Annotated in this window: 20 protein-coding genes; 12 read left to right on the top strand and 8 right to left on the bottom strand. The window is 61.2% G+C overall.

Going from position 1 to position 18,593, the window contains the following annotated elements; genetic code table 11:
• The first annotated feature begins 9 nt into the window (after positions 1 to 9).
• From GM658_RS11620 to GM658_RS11575, 10 genes are all read left to right on the top strand, one after another.
• Positions 10 to 558, top strand: coding sequence for a chemotaxis protein (locus tag GM658_RS11620; protein WP_155454198.1), 549 nt, complete (start codon positions 10 to 12; stop codon positions 556 to 558).
• 32 nt (positions 559 to 590) lie between these two features.
• Positions 591 to 956 carry a response regulator gene (locus GM658_RS11615; RefSeq protein ID WP_155454197.1) on the top strand — a complete coding sequence of 122 codons (366 nt, stop codon included), beginning with the start codon at positions 591 to 593 and terminating at the stop codon, positions 954 to 956.
• Positions 957 to 970: 14 nt separating this feature from the next.
• Positions 971 to 3,211 carry a chemotaxis protein CheA gene (gene cheA, locus GM658_RS11610; RefSeq protein ID WP_155454196.1) on the top strand — a complete coding sequence of 747 codons (2,241 nt, stop codon included), beginning with the start codon at positions 971 to 973 and terminating at the stop codon, positions 3,209 to 3,211.
• On the top strand, positions 3,208 to 3,687 hold the full coding sequence (locus tag GM658_RS11605; RefSeq protein WP_155454195.1) for a chemotaxis protein CheW: 480 nt from the start codon (positions 3,208 to 3,210) through the stop codon (positions 3,685 to 3,687). Before cheA ends, GM658_RS11605 begins: the two co-directional genes overlap by 4 nt.
• 70 nt (positions 3,688 to 3,757) lie before the next feature.
• A complete protein-coding gene (locus tag GM658_RS11600) occupies positions 3,758 to 5,464 on the top strand; it encodes a methyl-accepting chemotaxis protein (RefSeq protein WP_155454194.1) in 1,707 nt (568 codons plus the stop codon).
• Between the two features lie 28 nt (positions 5,465 to 5,492).
• A complete protein-coding gene (locus GM658_RS11595) occupies positions 5,493 to 6,341 on the top strand; it encodes a CheR family methyltransferase (protein ID WP_155454193.1) in 849 nt (282 codons plus the stop codon).
• Complete coding sequence (cheD, locus tag GM658_RS11590; RefSeq protein WP_211841850.1) at positions 6,322 to 6,942, top strand: chemoreceptor glutamine deamidase CheD; 621 nt, start codon at positions 6,322 to 6,324, stop codon at positions 6,940 to 6,942. The genes GM658_RS11595 and cheD overlap by 20 nt, the downstream gene beginning before the upstream one ends.
• Positions 6,943 to 6,959: 17 nt before the next feature.
• Entirely contained in the window at positions 6,960 to 8,039 is a 1,080-nt protein-coding gene (locus tag GM658_RS11585) for a protein-glutamate methylesterase/protein-glutamine glutaminase (RefSeq protein WP_155454191.1), read from the top strand.
• A gap of 110 nt (positions 8,040 to 8,149) precedes the next feature.
• Positions 8,150 to 8,539, top strand: a complete 390-nt coding sequence (gene cheY, locus GM658_RS11580; RefSeq protein WP_028104141.1) for a chemotaxis response regulator CheY — start codon at positions 8,150 to 8,152, stop codon at positions 8,537 to 8,539.
• An 89-nt stretch (positions 8,540 to 8,628) separates the two neighbouring features.
• Positions 8,629 to 9,843, top strand: coding sequence for an EAL and HDOD domain-containing protein (locus tag GM658_RS11575; protein WP_155454190.1), 1,215 nt, complete (start codon positions 8,629 to 8,631; stop codon positions 9,841 to 9,843).
• Here GM658_RS11575 and GM658_RS11570 read toward each other — a convergent pair.
• Genes GM658_RS11570 through GM658_RS11550 form a run of 5 tightly spaced genes read right to left on the bottom strand, consistent with a single transcriptional unit; the run spans position 9,833 to position 14,091 of the window.
• Positions 9,833 to 11,014, bottom strand: coding sequence for a hypothetical protein (locus GM658_RS11570; protein WP_155454189.1), 1,182 nt, complete (start codon positions 11,012 to 11,014; stop codon positions 9,833 to 9,835). The two genes, GM658_RS11575 and GM658_RS11570, sit on opposite strands and share 11 nt — an antisense overlap.
• Positions 11,015 to 11,021: 7 nt before the next feature.
• Entirely contained in the window at positions 11,022 to 11,861 is an 840-nt protein-coding gene (gene panC, locus GM658_RS11565; RefSeq protein WP_155454188.1) for a pantoate--beta-alanine ligase, read from the bottom strand.
• Positions 11,862 to 11,882: 21 nt separating this feature from the next.
• Positions 11,883 to 12,803: a segregation and condensation protein A gene (locus GM658_RS11560; RefSeq protein WP_155454187.1), complete on the bottom strand. Its 921-nt coding sequence runs from the start codon at positions 12,801 to 12,803 to the stop codon at positions 11,883 to 11,885.
• A 20-nt stretch (positions 12,804 to 12,823) separates the two neighbouring features.
• Entirely contained in the window at positions 12,824 to 13,033 is a 210-nt protein-coding gene (locus tag GM658_RS11555; RefSeq protein ID WP_155454186.1) for a DUF3460 family protein, read from the bottom strand.
• A gap of 50 nt (positions 13,034 to 13,083) precedes the next feature.
• On the bottom strand, positions 13,084 to 14,091 hold the full coding sequence (locus GM658_RS11550) for a porin (RefSeq protein ID WP_155454185.1): 1,008 nt from the start codon (positions 14,089 to 14,091) through the stop codon (positions 13,084 to 13,086).
• 157 nt (positions 14,092 to 14,248) lie between these two features.
• On the opposite strand from GM658_RS11550, the gene GM658_RS11545 reads away from it, so the two are divergent.
• Both GM658_RS11545 and GM658_RS29525 read left to right on the top strand, forming a co-directional pair.
• Positions 14,249 to 15,151, top strand: a complete 903-nt coding sequence (locus tag GM658_RS11545) for a DMT family transporter (RefSeq protein WP_155454184.1) — start codon at positions 14,249 to 14,251, stop codon at positions 15,149 to 15,151.
• A 35-nt stretch (positions 15,152 to 15,186) separates the two neighbouring features.
• Complete coding sequence (locus GM658_RS29525) at positions 15,187 to 15,309, top strand: hypothetical protein (RefSeq protein WP_267874971.1); 123 nt, start codon at positions 15,187 to 15,189, stop codon at positions 15,307 to 15,309.
• Positions 15,310 to 15,439: 130 nt separating this feature from the next.
• Here GM658_RS29525 and GM658_RS11540 read toward each other — a convergent pair whose 3' ends face one another.
• From GM658_RS11540 to metG, 3 genes are read right to left on the bottom strand one after another with little or no spacing between them, the layout of a single operon-like run.
• Complete coding sequence (locus GM658_RS11540; RefSeq protein ID WP_211841849.1) at positions 15,440 to 15,895, bottom strand: hypothetical protein; 456 nt, start codon at positions 15,893 to 15,895, stop codon at positions 15,440 to 15,442.
• Positions 15,896 to 15,907: 12 nt separating this feature from the next.
• Positions 15,908 to 16,387, bottom strand: a complete 480-nt coding sequence (locus tag GM658_RS11535) for a GNAT family N-acetyltransferase (protein ID WP_155454182.1) — start codon at positions 16,385 to 16,387, stop codon at positions 15,908 to 15,910.
• Positions 16,388 to 16,389: 2 nt separating this feature from the next.
• Positions 16,390 to 18,558 (bottom strand): methionine--tRNA ligase, encoded by a 2,169-nt coding sequence (gene metG / locus GM658_RS11530; protein WP_155454181.1) that lies wholly within the window; start codon positions 18,556 to 18,558, stop codon positions 16,390 to 16,392.
• Positions 18,559 to 18,593 lie beyond the last annotated feature (35 nt).

Below are 18,593 nucleotides of genomic sequence, written 5' to 3'. Positions count from 1 at the left end.
GAGACCGTTATGACCAGAAAGAAAATCCTTGGCTCCCACGTGAAACGGCTGCTGTCCGGGGTGTCGGACCATGGCCGCAAGCACCTGACGGAAGTCGAGACCGACCTGCTGCAGACCAACCTGCTGCTGGAAGAGGCGATCGACAAGCTGACGCGCAATTTCATGGCCATCCACGAAGCGGTCAGCGCCCAGCAAACAACGATCGAGCTGCTGCTGCAGGGCGGCAATCCATCGCCGGAAGACAAGGCGCGCTTGAAGGAAATGAACGAGCAGGTGAGCGGCTATGTGAATGCCGCCATCACCAGCATGCAGTTCCAGGACATGACCAGCCAGCTGATCGACCGCACGCTGAAGCGCGTGACCGGCTTGCGCGAGTTCCTCGGGACGCTGGGGGCGCACGGCGCCGAAGTGGTGCCCGAGTCGGGCAGCGATGAAATCGTCGACCTGCTGAGCAAGGTCAGCATGGCGCTGGCGATCCAGAGCCTGGAGCTGCGCAGCGTGCTGCGCAAGGCGGTCAGCCAGAAGCACCTGGAAAGCGGCGACATCGAATTATTCTGAATACAAAAAATTTAACCAAGTGAGATAAAAAGATGGCTAAAACAATTCTTGCAGTCGACGACTCCTCCTCGCTGCGCCAGATGGTGGCCTTCAGCCTGAAGGCAGCCGGCTACCAGGTGGTGGAAGCAGTCGACGGACAGGATGGCCTGGAAAAGGCCAAGCTGCAGCCGATTGACCTGGTGCTGACCGACCAGAATATGCCACGCATGGATGGCCTGCAGCTGATCAAGCTGCTGCGCGAACAGCCGGCTTTCGCCAAGACGCCAATCCTGATGCTGACCACCGAGTCGTCCGACGAGATGAAGGCCAAGGGCCGCGCCGCCGGCGCGAACGGCTGGCTGGTCAAGCCTTTCGACCCGCAACGCTTGATTGAGGTAGTGAAGAAGGTCATTGGCTAATTAAGGGGTGTGGCATGACCATCGATATTAGCCAGTTCTACCAGGTCTTCTTCGACGAAGCGGAAGAACTGCTGGCTGAAATGGAGCGCCTGCTGCTGGCGGTCGACGTCGAGTCGCCCAGCGAAGAAGACTTGAACGCGATTTTCCGCACCGCGCACTCGGTGAAGGGCGGCGCGTCGACCTTCGGCGTGACCGACATGAGCGAAGTGACGCACGTGCTGGAAACGCTGCTGGACCGCATCCGCAAGGGTGAAATGGCGCTGACCTCGACCCACGTCGACGCCTTCCTGGCGGCCAAGGACATCCTCAAGATGCAGCTGGACGGCCACCGCAACGGTTCCGCCGTCGACCAGGAAGCCGTGGGCGACGTGCGCATGATGCTGCAGGAACTGGCGCAGGATGTGCACATCGAGGCCATGGCGCCCGTGGCATCGGGCTTCAGCACGCCGGAGGTTCAGGCCGTGGACCACAGCGGCGGCAAGCGCTATCGGCTGGAATTGCCGCCCATGGTGCACCGTGAGGTGGAAGCGCTGGCCGCCGAACTTGGCCTGATGGGCCATGTGGAGCTGATGCCGCTCGATGCCGAACGCCACGCCATGATCGTCACCACCCACGAATCGCTGGACGATATCGTGGCCATCTGCTCCTTCGTGATCGACGCCGACCAGATGCAGGTCAGCGAGCTGCCGGCGCTGAGCCCGACCCAGGCCGCACGTGAACACGCCGAACGCGAACGCAAGGAAGCGGAGCTGGGCTACGGCTTCTTCGACCCGCTGCCGCCGGGCGGCGCCGCGCCTGCCGCCGCACCTGCCGCGGCCACTTCCGCCGATGGCGAAGGCTATGGTTTCTTCCAGCCGCTGGAGCAGATCCGCGCCGATGCCGGCGCCGCCGCCGAAGATGCGCGCGGCTATGGTTTCTTCCAGCCGCTGGAAGTGATCCGCGCGCAGGCCGGCATCAAGGATGCCCCGGCCGAAGCGCCCAAACCGACCGAAGAACAGGAAAAGAAAGCTGCCCGCAAGGAAGCGGAGAAGCAGGCCCACGCGCCGGCCGGCGGCGAGTCCTCGTCGATCCGCGTGTCGGTGGAAAAAGTCGACCAGCTGATCAACCTGGTGGGCGAGCTGGTGATCACGCAAGCGATGATCGAACAGCGCGCCGGCAGCCTTGACCCGGTGCTGCACGAAAAGCTCATGAGCGGCATCTCGCAGTTGACGCGTAACACGCGCGACCTGCAGGAATCGGTGATGTCGATCCGCATGATGCCGATGGACTTCGTGTTTTCGCGCTTCCCGCGCATGGTGCGCGACCTGGCCACCAAGCTTGGCAAGAAAGTCGAATTCGTCACCAGCGGGGCCGCCACGGAACTGGACAAGGGCCTGATCGAACGCATCGTCGACCCGCTGACCCACCTGGTGCGCAACTCGATCGACCACGGCATCGAAATGCCGGAGGTGCGCAAGGCGGCCGGCAAGTCCGAAACGGGGCGCCTGTTCCTGTCCGCTTCGCACCAGGGCGGCAGCATCATCATCGAAGTGTCCGATGATGGCGGCGGCTTGAACCGGGATAAGATTCTGGCGAAAGCCCGCCAGAGCGGCTTGCCGCTGTCCGATAATATGACGGACGCCGATGTGTGGCAGCTGATCTTCGCGCCGGGCTTCTCGACCGCCGAACAGGTGACCGATGTATCAGGCCGCGGCGTCGGCATGGACGTGGTCAAGCGCAACATCACCGCCATGGGCGGCACCGTCGACATCCGCTCCGCCAAGGGTTTTGGCACCACGATTTCGATTTCCCTGCCGCTCACGCTGGCCATCCTGGACGGCATGCTGATCCAGACCGGCGAAGAAGTCTACATCCTGCCGCTTGGCTTCGTGCTCGAATCGCTGCAGCCGGCGCCGGAAGACGTGAAGGAAATCAGTGGCAAGGGCCGCGTGATCAAGGTGCGCGGCGAGTACCTGCCATTGATCCCGCTGTACCAGATTTTCGATATCGAACCGCGCTTTACCGATCCATGCAAGGGCATCCTGGTGATCGTGGAAACCGAAGGCAAGAAAGCCTGCCTGTTCGTGGACGAACTGGTCGGCCAGCAGCAGGTCGTGGTCAAGAACCTGGAATCGAATTACCGCAAGGTGACCGGCATTTCCGGAGCCACCATCCTCGGCGACGGAGGCGTGTCGCTGATCCTGGACGTGACGGCGCTGGTGCGCTCCTCGCGCCAGCTGGTTGACGAATCAAACTTTGTAAAGGAAACACCATGAGCGACGCAGAGAACGCCGGCAACACGGTCCAGGAATTCCTGGCATTCAAGCTGGGGTCCGAAGAGTACGGCATCGATATCCTGAAAGTGCAGGAAATCCGCGGCTACGAAGCCGTGACCCGCATCGCCAACGCCCCTGAATTCATCAAGGGCGTGATCAACCTGCGCGGCATCATCATTCCGGTGGTGGACATGCGCATCAAATTCAAGCTGGGCGAACCGGTGTACGACCAATTCACCGTGGTCATCATCCTCAACATCAACGGCCGCGTGGTAGGCATGGTCGTCGATTCGGTGTCGGATGTGACGTCGCTGACCGAAGAACAGATCAAGCCGGCGCCCGACATGGGCACGGCCTTCAGCACGGAGTACATGATCGGCCTGGGCACCATCGATGAGCGCATGCTGATCCTGGTGGACATCCAGCGCCTGATGTCCAGCCCGGAAATGGGCTTGAGCGAAAAACTGGCGGCATGATCCGCCACCGGGGGCCGCATCAAGGTGACGGCGCCCGGCACAATAATAGACAAACGAGGGAGATACCAAAATGAACGCGCGGGATTACAAGATAGGCACGCGGCTGGGTTTCGGCTTCGGCGTGATTTTACTGATCCTGGTCGGCACGGTGCTGCTGACCAATGTGCTCAACTACCGCAACAAGTCGGCCCTGATGACCGGCCTGGAGCTGACCAGCGCCAAGGAATTGCAGGCGCAGGCCATGAAGAGCGCGATGCTGGAAACGGGCATCGCCATGCGCAATATCGGCCTGCAGTCGGACGTCAGCCTGATGCAGAAGGAAGAGGAGAAGGTCAAGGCCAACCGCGCCCGCTACGACGCGGCACGCGGCAAGCTGCAAGGCCTGGGCCTGAACGACGCGGAGAAGAAAGTCCTGAACGACATCTCGGCGCTGCAGACCGACGTCGACGCCGCCTTCAAGGAGGCCATGGGGCAGATCATGGCCTTCAATGCCGAAGGCGCGGCGAAAGTCATCGCCGGCCGCATCGATCCGCTGAACCAGCAAACGCTGGCCGCGCTGAACAAGCTGGTGGACCTGCAGCAGGCCGCCGCCAACGACTTCAAGGATAGCTCCAACAAGGGCGACCGCAACCTGACGATGTGGATGGTGGTGCTGGCCGCCGTCGCGGTTGGCGTGGGCATCGTGTGCGCGCTGGTGATCACCAAATCCATCACCGGCCCGCTGTCGGGCGCCGTGGGCGTGGCGCAGAAAGTCGCCGCCGGCGAACTGACCTCGCAAGTGACCGTGGAAGGCAAGGACGAAACCTCGGAGCTGCTGCAGGCGCTGAAGGACATGAACGACAGCCTGGTGAAGACTGTCGGCCAGGTGCGCACCTCGACCGAGACCATTACCACCGCCTCGCAGGAAATCGCCACCGGCAATGCCGACCTGTCGGCGCGAACCGAATCGCAGGCTTCCTCGCTGGAAGAAACGGCGGCATCGATGGAAAACCTCACTTCCACCGTGAAGCAGAACGCCGACAATGCACGCCAGGCCAACCAGCTGGCGGTGTCGGCCTCCTCGGTGGCGGAAAAGGGCGGCCAGGTGGTGTCGCAAGTGGTCGATACCATGGGCTCGATCAAGCAGTCGTCCACCAAGATCGTGGACATCATCGGGGTGATCGACGGCATCGCCTTCCAGACCAATATCCTGGCGTTGAATGCAGCGGTGGAAGCGGCGCGCGCCGGTGAGCAGGGCCGCGGCTTCGCGGTCGTGGCCTCGGAAGTGCGCAACCTGGCGCAGCGCTCGGCTGCAGCGGCCAAGGAAATCAAAGCCCTGATCGACGATTCCGTCGACAAGGTCGATGCCGGCGGACGCCTGGTCGACGAAGCCGGCCAGACCATGGGCCTGATCGTGACGTCGATCAAGCAGGTGGCCGACATCATGGGCGAAATCACCGCCGCCACGCTGGAACAGAGCCACGGCATCGAGGAAGTCAATGCCGCCATCGGCCAGATGGATGAAATGACGCAGCAGAATGCCGCCCTGGTGGAAGAAGCCGCCGCCGCCGCAGAATCGATGCAGGAACAGGCTTCGCGCCTGGCCGACGCCGTGGCCATCTTCAAGCTGGCCGGCGACGAATTCGGCAAGCGCGCCGTGGCGCCGCCGCCGCGCAAGGCCAAGCCGGCGGTGCCGGCACGCAGCACCGCCGTGGTGCCTGCCGCCGCGCCAGCCGCAGCGCCGAAAAAGAAAATTGCAGCCGCCGCGCCGTCCGGCGATGACTGGGAAGAGTTTTAAATCCATGTAACCGCGGAGGCCACAAAAAATGGCGCTGACCAGAGAGACCGTGAAAGAGTTTGATTTCAACGGCAAGGATTTTGAACGGGTCCGCGCAATGATCTACAAGCGGGCCGGCATTGCGCTGGCCGATTCGAAGCAGGAAATGGTGTACAGCCGCCTGGCGCGACGCTTGCGCGCCACCGGCATCAACAGTTTCATGCGCTACCTGGACGACCTGGAAGGAGGGCGCCTGGGCAATGGCGAGTGGGAGGCGTTTACCAATGCGCTGACCACCAACCTGACCTCGTTCTTCCGCGAGTCGCACCACTTCCCGCTGCTGGCCGAACACCTGAAGGCGCGGCGCGGGGAGCAGATCAATATATGGTGCTCCGCCAGTTCGACCGGCGAAGAGCCGTATTCGATTGCCATCACCTGCTGCGAGGCGTTCAACACGCTCACGCCGCCGGTGCACATCCTCGCCACCGATATCGACACCAATGTGCTGGCCACGGCCGCCAACGGCGTCTACCCGATGGAGAGGATCGAGAAGCTGACGCCCGAACAGCAGCGCCGCTTTTTCCTGAAAGGGCGCGGCGCCAACGAAGGCATGGCGCGCGTGCGCCAGGAGCTGCGCCAGCTGATCACCTACCGGCAAGTGAACCTGCTGGACGAGAAGTGGGACATCCGTCCCGGCTTCGACGTGATTTTTTGCCGCAACGTGATGATTTACTTCGACAAGGCGACCCAGCGCAAGATCCTGTCGCGCTTCGTGCCCTTGATGAAACCGGATGCCCTGCTGTTTGCCGGCCATTCCGAGAACTTCCTTTACGTGTCGGACGCTTTGAAGTTGCGCGGTAAGACTGTCTACGAGCTCGATGAGCGCAAGAGGGCATGACATGGATAAAGAACAATTCGCGACCAACGTCTATTACGACCGCACGTTCGACTGCGACGCCGCCAAGATCCTGCCGGGCGAGTACTACTACACCAGCAAGGACATGCTGATCGTGACAGTGCTCGGGTCCTGCGTCTCGGCCTGCATCCGCGACCGCCAGACGGGCCTGGGCGGCATGAACCACTTCATGCTGCCCGATGGCGGCGCTGACCAGAACAGCCCGGTGTCAGCCTCGGCACGCTACGGCACGTATGCGATGGAAGTGCTGATCAACGACCTGCTCAAAGCCGGCGCGCGGCGCGACAACCTGGAGGCCAAGGTATTCGGCGGCGGCGCCGTGCTGAAGGGCTTCACCGCGATTAACGTCGGCGAACGCAATGCCGCCTTCGTGCAAAGCTTCCTGAAAAACGAAAAGATCCGCATTGTGGCGGAAGACCTGTGCGATATCTACCCGCGCAAGGTGTACTTCTTCCCCAAGACCGGCAAGGTGCTGGTCAAGAAACTGATGCAAACCCATAACGACACCCTGGCGCAGCGTGAGAACGACTACGCCAACCGCCTCAAGTCGAAACCTGTGGCGGGCGAGGTCGAGCTGTTCTGAAAAAGCCAGGTGTAAACATGAACAAGATCAAAGTCCTGATTTGCGACGACTCTGCGCTGATCCGCAGCGTGATGAGCGAGATCATCAAGAGCCAGCCGGACATGGAGGTGGTGGGCGTGGCGCCCGATCCGCTGGTGGCGCGCGAGCTGATCAAGCAGACCAACCCGGACGTGCTGACGCTGGACGTCGAAATGCCGAAGATGGACGGCCTCGACTTCCTCGAACGCCTGATGCGCCTGCGGCCGATGCCGGTGGTGATGGTGTCCTCGCTGACCGAGCGCGGCTCGGAAATCACACTGCGCGCGCTGGAACTGGGCGCGGTCGACTTCGTCACCAAGCCGAAAATCTCGATCCAGTCCGGCATGCGCGAATACGCCGACCTGATCTCCGACAAGATCCGCGCCGCCTCCAAGGCCCGCGTGCGGGCGCGCACCCTGCCGGCAGCCGGCACGGCGGGCGAGGGCGGCGCCACGCTGCCGCAATTACGGAACCCATTGATGTCCTCGGAAAAACTGATTATTGTCGGCGCGTCAACAGGCGGCACCGAAGCCATCCGAGAATTCCTGATGCAGATGCCCTCGGACTGCCCGGGCATCCTGATCACCCAGCACATGCCGGAAGGCTTCACCAAGTCGTTCGCCAAGCGCCTCGATTCATTGTGCAAGATCTCAGTGATGGAAGCCCAGGGCAACGAGCGTGTGCTGCCCGGCCACGCCTATATCGCGCCTGGCCACTCGCACCTGCTGCTGACGCGATCCGGCGCCAACTATATGACCAAACTGGACCAGGGGGAGCCGGTCAACCGTCACCGTCCCTCGGTCGACGTGCTGTTCCGCTCGGCGGCCCAGAATGCGGGCAAGAACGCGGTCGGCGTGATCCTGACCGGCATGGGCAAGGATGGTGCGGCGGGCATGCTGGAGATGAAGAACGCCGGGGCGTATAATTTCGCGCAGGATGAAGCCAGTTGCGTGGTATTCGGCATGCCGCGCGAAGCGATCGCCGTTGGCGCCACCCACGAAGTTGGAGCCTTGCAGGCGCTGCCCGGGATGGTATTGGGTTACCTTGCACAACATGGCTCGCGCGCATTGCGCGTTTGATACGGGGACAGTTTTAAGTTCGCCTTGGGGCAACGAAAATGCTATCCTACAACTTGCTGGGAACACCACTTTAATTAATAACCGCGTAAGTAGAAACAACGGAGCAATTCATGGCTGATCCAAAGATGAAATTTTTGGTTGTTGACGATTTCTCGACGATGCGCCGCATCGTGCGAAATCTCTTGAAGGAACTGGGTTATGCCAACGTGGACGAGGCAGAGGACGGCGTGATGGCGCTGGCCAAGCTGCGCGCGGAGCAATTCGACTTCGTGGTGTCCGACTGGAATATGCCGAATATGGATGGCCTGACCATGCTGCAGAACATCCGTGCCGACCCCGCACTGGCCAAGCTGCCGGTGCTGATGGTGACCGCCGAAGCCAAAAAGGAAAACATCATCGCGGCTGCGCAGGCAGGCGCCAACGGCTATGTGGTGAAACCGTTCACCGCCGCCACCCTGGATGAAAAACTGAACAAGATCTTCGAAAAGCTCGGCGCTTGATGCCGGCTTTGCAACAAGAATAAAACAGTAGTTAGCGGCGGCAGCCATGGCCGCCGCTGTTCCATCCTGATCCCAGCATAAGACTACGTATGCATCAGACACATTTCCTGGTTCGTGAGCCCCTGCTTGACCCCGAGCAACGCGTTGTGGGCTATGAACTTACCTGGCAACAGCACGACGCTAATGCCCCGGCACCGACGCTGGAAGAACTCGAAGGCCTGGTGGGTTTTGTCGCCAGCCAGGTGAACCATCCCGAACACGGCTGGCTGCTCAAGCAGAAGACCCTGTTCCTGCAGGCCGTGCCCGGCATGCTGTCGACCGATTCCATGTTCGACATGCCGCCTGAACATACGGTGCTGTCCCTGAAAACCTCCGAGCTGGCCAATCCGGCCACGCTGGCGGCGGTGCAGGGCTTGCGCGCCGGCGGCGTCGGCATCCTGCTGCGCGAAGCCGACCTGGCGCGGGTGGGCAGCCGCCTCGGCACCATCTGTTCCTATGTTGAAGTGCGCTTCACCGGCGCCGACGTAGCGGCGCAGGCGCGCGCCTATTCGCTGCTGAAGACGTCCAATATCCGCATGGTGGGCCGCCCGGTCACCACCTGGTCCGATTTCGATGCTTGCGCCGCGCTGGGCCTGGACGCCTTCGTCGGCAAGCTGCACCTGACGCCGCGGCCCGGCAGCGAAGGGCAGGGCTTGAACCCATCGCAAACCATCATCCTGCAACTGATGCAGATGGTGAACGCCAATGCCGATATCGCCCAGCTGGAAAGCGCGCTGAAACGCGACGCGGCCCTGACCTACAAGCTGCTGCGCTACATTAACTCGGCCGGCTTCGGCGCCGGGCGTGAAGTGCAATCGCTGAAGCAGGCGATCCAGCTGATGGGCTACCAGCCGCTGTACCGCTGGCTGACCCTGCTGCTGGCGACGGCGTCGACTTCCGGCTTCTCACCGGTGCTGCTGGAAACGGCGGTGGTGCGCGGCCGCCTGGCTGAATTGCTGGGCCAGAAGGCCCTGGGCAAGGCCGATGCGGAGAATATCTTTGTTGCCGGCATGTTCTCGCTGCTCGATCGCCTGCTCGGCATGCCGATGAAGGACGTGCTCGAGGAGATCCAGCTGCATGAGGAAGTGGTGAAGGCCCTGCTGACCCGCGGCGGCAAATACGGCCCTTACCTGGCGCTGGCGGAGGCTTGCGAGCTGAACAGCAACCTGGTCAGCTCGCTGGCCGAATCGCTGTCACTGACCCCTGAGGACGTCAACAAAGCCCACCTGTCCGCCCTGGCCTGGACCCAGAGCGTTACGACCTGAGCCGCAGAGGCTCCAGCACCTGGGTGACGACTTGTGCCGCCTGCTCCAGGTTTCTTCCGACCAGGAAGAGGCCTGGCGCCAGGCGGGCAGCCTCGATCCGGCCGCCGGACCGTTCACGCACGCGGGCCGGGAAGCCGGCAAAGAAAGCCTGGTGCTCCTGCGAGGCCGGCGGAGTTTGCAGGTCCAGCTCGACTTCGAGATTGCCTTTCAGCTTGAGCTCCGGGACTTGCGGCAGCGCATAGCCGTTCAACGTGCGGCACTCCAGCGTTGCCTCCTGCGGCAAGGGGCGGAATGCCCCGCCATCCATCATCAGGTTAGCGTAAGGAATCATGGCCGTGCAGAGCAGGCCGTTGCGCAAGGGACGCGTGACTTCGACGCCAATGGCATGGCAGCCTTCGATCGTGCCCGATTGCACATACGGCGAATCGAGGTGGCAGAACTGGACGCGCTGGCCCTGCGAGCGCAACAGCTCGCCCTTGCCATCGCGCAGCACAACGCTGGACGGCAGCCGGCCTTCCGGCGACAGCAAGCCGTGGTCGTGCAGGATGGCCAGCAAGGCCTCATAGCGGCGCGCGGCCAGGGTGAAGAAGATCGAGTCCGCAGCGCTGATCTGGTTGCCGCCGCCATAACCATAATTGACCACATGGCGATAGCCGCCACGGCGGTAGACATCGATGGTATAGGCCGCATCGCGCAGGATGGTGTCGAGGCGGTCGGACGAGAAATAGCGCAGCAGCCCTTCGATGCTGATCTGGCCGCCGCACATGCCCTTGAGGTTCTGCTCCATGGCGAAGCGCAGGCCCGGACCGTCGACGCCATCTGCCAGCAGGCCGACCATGACGGCGTGGATGCGGTCTGTATAGCGGTGCTCGCGGTCGGCCTGGCGCAGCTGCTCCGGCAGCTTGCGAAATCCTTCAGGAATGCCATCCAGGCTGGTTTCAGCAATGCTTTCGCGTTCGATGGTGGCGTAGACGCCGCAATCTTCCAGCGCCGCCTGGTAGCGGTTGGCCGTGCGCAGGTCGACCCCGCGCTTGACCGCCACCGCCGGCATGGCCAGGAAGCGTTCGGTTTCGGCAATGCTGCGGCCAGTCAGCTTGGCCAGGCGTTCCACGGTTTCGGACAGATCGGCGGCAGCACGGCGGCCGCGCATCGTAACGCTGAAAGACATCATCGGCCGCTCAGATTTCCAGGTTGTCGATCAGGCGGGTGGTGCCCAGCTTGGCCGCAGCCAGCACCACCAGTTTTTCGCCTTGCGCCAGGTCGCCGGCGTTAGGCGGCTGCAGGTCGTTGCGCTTGCGGATCGAGATATAGTCAGGCTTCCAGCCGCGTGCGGCCAGTTCTTCCATCGCCTTATGCTCCAGCTGGAACACGTCGAGGTGGCCGGAGCGCACTTCGTCGGCCACCTGGTTCAGGGCGCGGTACAGGGCAGGGGCTTCGGCGCGTTCGTCGGCCGACAGGTACATATTGCGCGAGGACAGGGCCAGGCCGTCGTCGGCGCGGTAGGTTTCGGCTGCGATGATTTCGGTTGGCATGCCCAGCTGGCGCGCCATATTGCGCACGATCATCAGCTGCTGGTAGTCCTTCTTGCCGAACACCGCCACCTTTGGCTGCACGCAGGAGAACAGCTTGGTCACCACGGTGCACACGCCGCCAAAGAAGCCTGGGCGGAACTCGCCTTCCAGTGTATTGCCCAGGCCGTCCGGCGGCTGCACGCGGTATTCCTGCGGCTCCGGGTACATGTCTTTTTCGGTCGGCGCGAACAGCACGTAGACGCCTTCCTTCTCCAGCTTTTCCACGTCAGCCTGGAAGGTGCGCGGATATTTGTCGAAGTCTTCGTTCGGGCCGAACTGCAGGCGGTTCACGAAAATGGACGCCACGACCGGGTCGCCGTGCTTGCGTGCCAGGCGCATCAGGGACAGGTGGCCTTCGTGCAGGTTGCCCATGGTTGGCACGAATGCGGTACGCAACTGGCCACTCAGCTGGTCGCGCAGTTCTTCGATGTTGGAGATGATTTTCATAGTTTTTAGGTAAGCAGGCGATTAAGCAGGCGAATATGCAAGGCGCACGTAAATGGGCGCGAACGGCTCCGCCTGGGTAATTTCAATCAGGGTTTCCTTGGCCAGCTCCAGCATCGCCACGAAGTTCACCACCACCACCGGCGGCGGCGATTCGGGGTTGAACAACTCGGTGAATTCGATGAAGCGGCTCGATTGCAGTTTGCGCAGGATGGAAGTCATGTGCTCGCGCACCGACAATTCCTCGCGCGTGATCTTGTGGTGCTGCTTGAGCGTGGCGCGCTTCATGAGCATGCGCCAGGCGTCCTGCAGGTCGACCACTTCGACGTCGGGCCAGGTGGGGACCAGGCTTTGTTCGATGAAGATCTGGGTGCGCACGAAGTCGCGGCCGACCTGGGGCAGGGTGTTCAGCTCATAGGCGGCCAGCTTGATCTGCTCGTATTCGAGCAGGCGGCGCACCAGTTCGGCACGCGGGTCTTCCGCCTCCACGTCCAGGTCGTGCTGGCGCTGCGGCAGCAGCATGCGCGACTTGATCTCGATCAGCATCGCGGCCATCAGCAGGTACTCGGCGGCCAGCTCAAGGTTGGTCTTGCGGATTTCCTCCACATAGCTCAGGTACTGCAAGGTCACCTGGGCCATCGGGATGTCGAGGATGTTGAAGTTCTGTTTGCGGATCAGGTACAGCAGCAAGTCCAGCGGGCCTTCGAAGGCCTCGAGGATCACTTCCAGCGCATCGGGCGGGATGTAGAGGTCGTTGGGCAGCTTGAGTACCGGCTCGCCGTACAGGCGCGCAAAAGCGGCGCCGTCGGCTTCTTCCGTGGCGCTGGCGTCGGGTGGCGCGCTATCCGCGCCGCTGCTTGGTCCGCCTGCGTCAGGCGGCAAGTCCGCGGCGACGGCCAGGTCAGCCTGTTCGGCCTGTTCGTCCACCGCGTCTTTTGGCGACATGCTGTGTGCCGTCCTGGAACTTATACCTTGTTCTGGTAGACGTAAGCCTGTTGCTTGACGGTCGAAGCCTTGTTACGGGCCTGGTCGTCCAGCGAAGTCGAAGGCTTGTCCCACAGGATGGAGCGGCCGGCTTGCTGGCCAGCTTCGATTTGCGGGTTCTTGGCTTTCAGTTCCTTGATGAACAAGGAGTGGTCGGACTCGTATTTGTGGTTCTGCTTGAGAAATTTCATATCGTGAAAATAACGGGGTTCAGCAACGGACATTCTACCGTCTTTTCTCATCAGAAACGATGTCGGAGTCCTCCTACGTAGGTATTTCCTTTGCCAGCGTTGCTAATCTTGTCGTACATCAGCACAGCGTACAGGTCGGTACGGGGCGAGAGGTTGTAATCGTAGCCGGCGGCGGCCGTATCGCGATGAAATTCCGGCACTATTTTCGCCTGTTCCGTCAGGCGCGACCAGGACACCATCCAGCGTCCGGCACCGCCCTGGGCCGGCACGGTGAAGCCGGCTTGCACGCTGTGGCCTTCGCGTTCGCTGACCTTGGCCGAGTGGTGGGAATAGGAGGCATACAGTTTGACCGCCTTGAAGTCATAGGAAGCGGCGGCCAGGTAGGTGCGCTGCTGCGGCACTGTGAGGCTCACGCCCGGGCCGAAGCGCACGTCCTGCGCACCGAGCGTGACAGCCAGCTCCTGGCCGACATATTTTGCGACTGCCGCCCAGTTATTGTTGTGGACGCCCGGTTGTTCGCCCAGCGAGTATTGGGCGATGAAGGTGGTGTCGTGCACTGGGTTCGATGCGTACTGGATCGAATTGCTCCAGCCGGTATCTCCCAGGGTCGCGTTGCCGCCGGGGATGGTAAAGATCTGGTTGATCAGGGGCGATAAACGGGTCGATGGGCCGAACGGATTGATCTGGCCCGCAGCGATAAACAGCGGATTGCCAATCCGGCCCAGGCGCACCATGCCAAACTGTCCGGCCAGGCCGACGTTGGCATTGCGTGCAAACATGGCTTCACCGTTGACGCGGCCGCCTTCGCCGGTGTCCCCGCGGAAGAACCCTTCCAGCTGAAACTGGGCTTTCAGGCCGCCGCCCAGCGCTTCCGCACCGGAAAAGCCGTAGAAGGAGGTGATCATGCCGCCGCTGTTGACCACATTCATGGCCTGTGGCGCGCTGGCGGTCGCCATGCGGCCGGTAAAGGCGTCAACGACACCATAAATATTGACCTGGGATTGCGCCGAAGCGGCGAAGGGAAGGGCTAAGGCGATTGCTGGGAGCAGTTTTTTCATGAGAGTGGATATCTTCTTAATATTGTTAGGAAAGCCTTCTCCTGCTGCGACACATTGTCACTGCTGCTAAGTTTTGCGACAAGCAAAACTTCCTTCGCCGTGGGGGCTGAGCCACGCCCGGCAAGAGAATGCGAAATCGCGTATTCTTTCGGGCAACATGAAAACCCGCACCGCCATTCTCCTGACCATTCCTCCAATATTGTGGGCGGGGAACGCCATCGTGGGACGCATGGTGGCGCACGATGTGCCGCCGATTCTGCTGAACTTCCTGCGCTGGGCGATTGCTTTCGTCGTGTTGCTGCCGCTTGCCGGCCCAGTGTTCCGCCCGGGCAGTGGCCTCTGGTCGAACTGGCGGCGTTTCACTGTACTGGGATTGCTGGGGATCGGGCTCTATAACGCCTTGCAGTATCTCGCATTGCAGAGCTCTACACCGATCAATGTGACCCTGGTCGCGTCCGGCATGCCAGTCTGGATGATGCTGACCGGCTGGCTGTTTTTTGGCGCAGCCGTATCGCGCCGCCAAATCGCAGGCGCCGTCTTATCGATTGCCGGGGTATTGCTGGTATTGGCCCGTGGGGAATGGTCGCATTTAATGGAATTACGGCTGGTGGCTGGCGATATATTCATGATTCTCGCCACGATCGCCTGGTCTTTATATAGCTGGCTCTTAATCCGAACCACGGGGCCCGCGGATATTCGTGGCGATTGGGCCAGTTTCCTCCTGGCGCAGGTGGCATTTGGCGCGGTGTGGTCCGGTTTATTTGCTGGCGGCGAAGCGATATTCTCATCTGCGGGTATTCACTGGAGCTGGTCATTAATAGCTGCGCTCGTGTATGTCGCAATTGGCCCGGCCATCGTTGCATTTCGCTGCTGGGGCGCTGGCGTACAGCAGGCTGGTCCGGCAGTGGCGTCATTCTTCGTTAACTTGACGCCTTTATTTACAGCCTTGTTATCGTCGCTAATACTCGGCGAGACACCCAAAATCTACCACGCGCTCGCATTTATCCTGATCGTTGGAGGGATCATTATCTCCTCCGGCCGTGCGACCTCCCGGCGTTAAATCTGCTACCTTCAAATTTTGCGCTGGAGCTTGTCATGCGTACCTTCACCCTTGCCGCGCTCGTCGCGGCCATCATGCTGACCGCCTGCCAAAAGCCGCCGCCCAAGCCCCCCAAACCGATCGCATTGGTGAGCCAATTTATGGCTGATTTGCGCTAATTCTTGGTGCGCGCACGCCTCTTGTCGGAAGGGTAAAGCTTATTTGTTAAGCGATAAAGTCGGATTGAGCCACCAATACCGACGATTGCCCCAATCGCGCCTATAAGATAAACAATTGCTGTGCCCGTTGTCATCTTTTACTCCTTGTCGAGAAATGATGCAAATTCATGATGGCGAGCAATATCGACATGCTGGACAGGGATATTGCAATCTCCTCGATTGCATCAGCCTCCACCGCTCCATCTACTTTATCCCCAAAAGCAGCCAAAGCATAGAGAGCACCATATAGCGTAATGAATGTGATCGCTTGGCCATTTAGTGCGCTTTTCCATTCGTGATCTTTTGCAGGTAAATGCTCAGCCTCGTTGATAACTGATGCGTGTATCACCAAGCCGAACGTAACAAGCTCAATTGCCGAAATTGGCTCGACTTGATTTGTGGTGACGACGAACCAAACGAGCAACCTGATCAGGATCGGAATCAGGCCGACCAAGAGGGTATAAATGAACCACTTGCTTTTGGAGAATTTCATGGCCGGCGAAAGGAAGGGCAGCCTTCCTATCATATGCCCGGCGGCGCGTGGCACGTTTGATAAGGATCAGTGCCTCAGCAGGCGCCGCATGACCAGCGGGGCCGGCTCCAGCGGGTTGGCGTGGGAGTATTCCAACTCTTCGGCGAGAGTGAATTCGTAGGCGGTGTAGAAGTCGATCAGCTGGGGCTGGTCGCTGCGGACGGCAAGGCGGACTTCTTCGATGCCAGCGGCCAAGGCATGGTGGATGACTGCTTCCAGGAGGTGCTGCGAGAGGTTGGTGCCGCGGTAGTCGGCAATCACGCCCATGCGCAGGATTTCCCACACATCGGGATTTGAATCCAGCGGCAGCCAGCGCACTGAGCCGATCGGGGTTTCGCCATCGAGCAAAATAAAACCGCCGCCGTCGCGCAGGTGGTCGGCGACGTTGACGGCGGTTTCGCGATGTCCGCTGGAAGTAACGTTGACCTTGCCGGCCCACGCTTTGCGCGTGAGCTCGGCGATCAGTGACGCATCTTCGACGGTCGCTTCGCGGACTATCATGTCCATGCTTAGCGGACGCGCATGCCCGGCTCAGCGCCCGGCCATGGGTTCAGCACGTAGATGCCAGGGTTGGCTTTTTCGTCCTTGGCGGATGCGGCCAGCACCATGCCTTCGGACACGCCGAACTTCATCTTGCGCGGGGCGAGGTTGGCGACCATCACGGTCAGTTTGCCGACCAGGTCTTCCGGCTTGTACATCGACTTGATGCCGGAGAAGACGTTGCGGTAGCGGCCTTCGCCCACGTCCAGCGTCAGGCGCAGCAGTTTGCCGGCGCCCTCCACGTGTTCGCAATTGACGATCTTGGCGATGCGCAGGTCGATCTTGGTGAAATCGTCGATCGAGATTTCCGGCGACAGTTCTTCGATGTCGCCGGCAGCGCTCGCCGCATGCGGCTCGCCATCAAGTGCAGGCGCAGCTTCGACGGCAGCGGCAGCAGGAGCTGCAACGGCGGCAGCCTGCTGTGCAGGCGCATCGAACAGGTCTTCGATCATCTTGGCATCAACGCGGGTCATCAGGTGGCTGTAGGCGCCGATGGTGCGGCCCAGCATTGGCTGCCATGCGGCGCCATTGGCAACCGAAGTGTCAGCCCAGGTGTAGGCGGCATCGTTCAGGAAGGTGCGCACGTTGGCGGCCACACCCGGCAGTACTGGCGAGAGCAGGATGGTCAGCTGGCGGAACAGGATCAAGGCGGTGGTGCAGACGTCATGCAGTTCCGCGACTTTGGACTCGTCCTTGGCCAGCACCCATGGCTTGTTCTCGTCGACGAAGCGGTTGGCTACGTCGGCAATTTCCATGATTTCACGCAGTGCCTTGCCGAATTCGCGCGATTCGAAGTTGGCAGCGATGGATGCCTGGCGCTCGGAGCCATCTTCAGCCACCAGCGCCTTCTTGATCCACTCCTGCGACGAGGCGGACACGGACGAAGCCAGCTTGCCGTCGAATTTCTTGGCGATGAAGCCCGCGCAACGCGAAGCGATGTTGACGAATTTGCCGATCAGGTCCGAGTTTACGCGCGCCACGAAGTCGTCGCCGGTGAAGTCCAGGTCTTCGACGCGCGAGTTCAGCTTGTAGGCCAGGTAGTAGCGCAGCCACTCGGGATTCATCCCCAGGTTCAGGTAGCGCAGCGGCGAAATGCCGGTGCCGCGCGACTTGGACATCTTCTCGTTGTTCACGGTCAGGTGGCCATGCACGGCCACTTTCATGCGGTCGATAGTCGGGTGCTTGGCGAATTCCAGCATCGCAGGCCAGAACAGCAGGTGGAAGGAAACGATGTCCTTGCCGATGAAGTGGATCTGCTCCGTGCCCGGGTCGGCCAGCAGCGCATCGTAGTCGATGCCTTTCTTGCCGCAGTAGTTCTTCAGCGAGGCCAGGTAACCGACCGGCGCGTCCAGCCAGACGTAGAAGTATTTGTTCGGCGCGTCAGGGATCGGGATGCCGAAGTAGGGCGCGTCACGCGAAATATCCCAGTCGGCCAGCTTTTCGCCGGCTTCGCCCAGCCACTCGGAAACCTTGTTCACCATCTCCGGCTGCAAACGGCCAGGGGTGTTCAGCCAATCGCGCAGGAATTCGAAGCAGCGCGGGTCGGACAGCTTGAAGAAATATTGTTCCGAAGGCTTCAGGATCGGGGTGGCGTTGGTGAAGACCGAGTAAGGATTGATCAGGTCGGTCGGCTGGTAAGCCGCGCCGCACACCTCGCAGTTGTCGCCGTACTGGTCCTTGGCGTGGCATTTCGGGCACTCGCCCTTGATGTTGCGGTCGGCCAGGAACATGCCCTTGACCGGGTCGAAGAAGCGGTCCACGGTCTTGGTCTGGATCAGGCCAGCCTCGCGCAGCTTGCGGTAGATGCCCTGGGACAGTTCCACGTTTTCCGGCGAATCGGTGGAGTACCAGTTATCGAAAGCGATATGGAAGCCGTCCAGGTATTGCGGACGGCCAGCCGCGATCTTGGCCACGAATTCCTGCGGGGTGATGCCTTCTTTTTCAGCGGCGATCATGATCGGGGTGCCGTGGGTGTCATCGGCGCCCACGAAGTGCACTTCGCGCAAACCGTCGCCCTCGGCCTGCATTCGCTGGAAACGGACCCAGATATCGGCCTGGATGTACTCCATCATGTGGCCGATGTGGAAGGCAGCGTTTGCGTATGGCAGGGCAGTGGTGACGAACAGCTTGCGAGTCATAATTGATGCGCTTGTAAGGTGGATAAAAAGAGCAT

The sequence above is a fragment of the Massilia eburnea genome, from assembly GCF_009720745.1.
GTDB classification, from domain to species: domain Bacteria; phylum Pseudomonadota; class Gammaproteobacteria; order Burkholderiales; family Burkholderiaceae_D; genus Rugamonas; species Rugamonas eburnea.
The sequence above is the reverse complement of the archived record's forward strand: the minus strand, read 5'-3'. Positions and strand labels throughout refer to the sequence as shown.

Bases quoted from the DNA above. Each gene is read 5' to 3' on its own strand.
- cheA (WP_155454196.1), top strand. From the start codon at position 971: ATGACCATCGATATTAGCCAGTTCTACCAGGTCTTCTTCGACGAAGCG.
- GM658_RS11555 (WP_155454186.1), bottom strand. From the start codon at position 13,033: ATGAAATTTCTCAAGCAGAACCACAAATACGAGTCCGACCACTCCTTG.
- GM658_RS11560 (WP_155454187.1), bottom strand. From the start codon at position 12,803: ATGTCGCCAAAAGACGCGGTGGACGAACAGGCCGAACAGGCTGACCTG.
- GM658_RS11615 (WP_155454197.1), top strand. From the start codon at position 591: ATGGCTAAAACAATTCTTGCAGTCGACGACTCCTCCTCGCTGCGCCAG.
- GM658_RS11620 (WP_155454198.1), top strand. From the start codon at position 10: ATGACCAGAAAGAAAATCCTTGGCTCCCACGTGAAACGGCTGCTGTCC.
- GM658_RS29525 (WP_267874971.1), top strand. From the start codon at position 15,187: ATGCGTACCTTCACCCTTGCCGCGCTCGTCGCGGCCATCATGCTGACC.
- GM658_RS11570 (WP_155454189.1), bottom strand. From the start codon at position 11,014: ATGATGTCTTTCAGCGTTACGATGCGCGGCCGCCGTGCTGCCGCCGAT.
- cheY (WP_028104141.1), top strand. From the start codon at position 8,150: ATGGCTGATCCAAAGATGAAATTTTTGGTTGTTGACGATTTCTCGACG.
- GM658_RS11595 (WP_155454193.1), top strand. From the start codon at position 5,493: ATGGCGCTGACCAGAGAGACCGTGAAAGAGTTTGATTTCAACGGCAAG.
- GM658_RS11535 (WP_155454182.1), bottom strand. From the start codon at position 16,387: ATGGACATGATAGTCCGCGAAGCGACCGTCGAAGATGCGTCACTGATC.
- cheD (WP_211841850.1), top strand. From the start codon at position 6,322: ATGAGCGCAAGAGGGCATGACATGGATAAAGAACAATTCGCGACCAAC.
- GM658_RS11585 (WP_155454191.1), top strand. From the start codon at position 6,960: ATGAACAAGATCAAAGTCCTGATTTGCGACGACTCTGCGCTGATCCGC.
- GM658_RS11600 (WP_155454194.1), top strand. From the start codon at position 3,758: ATGAACGCGCGGGATTACAAGATAGGCACGCGGCTGGGTTTCGGCTTC.
- GM658_RS11550 (WP_155454185.1), bottom strand. From the start codon at position 14,091: ATGAAAAAACTGCTCCCAGCAATCGCCTTAGCCCTTCCCTTCGCCGCT.
- metG (WP_155454181.1), bottom strand. From the start codon at position 18,558: ATGACTCGCAAGCTGTTCGTCACCACTGCCCTGCCATACGCAAACGCT.
- panC (WP_155454188.1), bottom strand. From the start codon at position 11,861: ATGAAAATCATCTCCAACATCGAAGAACTGCGCGACCAGCTGAGTGGC.
- GM658_RS11605 (WP_155454195.1), top strand. From the start codon at position 3,208: ATGAGCGACGCAGAGAACGCCGGCAACACGGTCCAGGAATTCCTGGCA.
- GM658_RS11545 (WP_155454184.1), top strand. From the start codon at position 14,249: ATGAAAACCCGCACCGCCATTCTCCTGACCATTCCTCCAATATTGTGG.
- GM658_RS11575 (WP_155454190.1), top strand. From the start codon at position 8,629: ATGCATCAGACACATTTCCTGGTTCGTGAGCCCCTGCTTGACCCCGAG.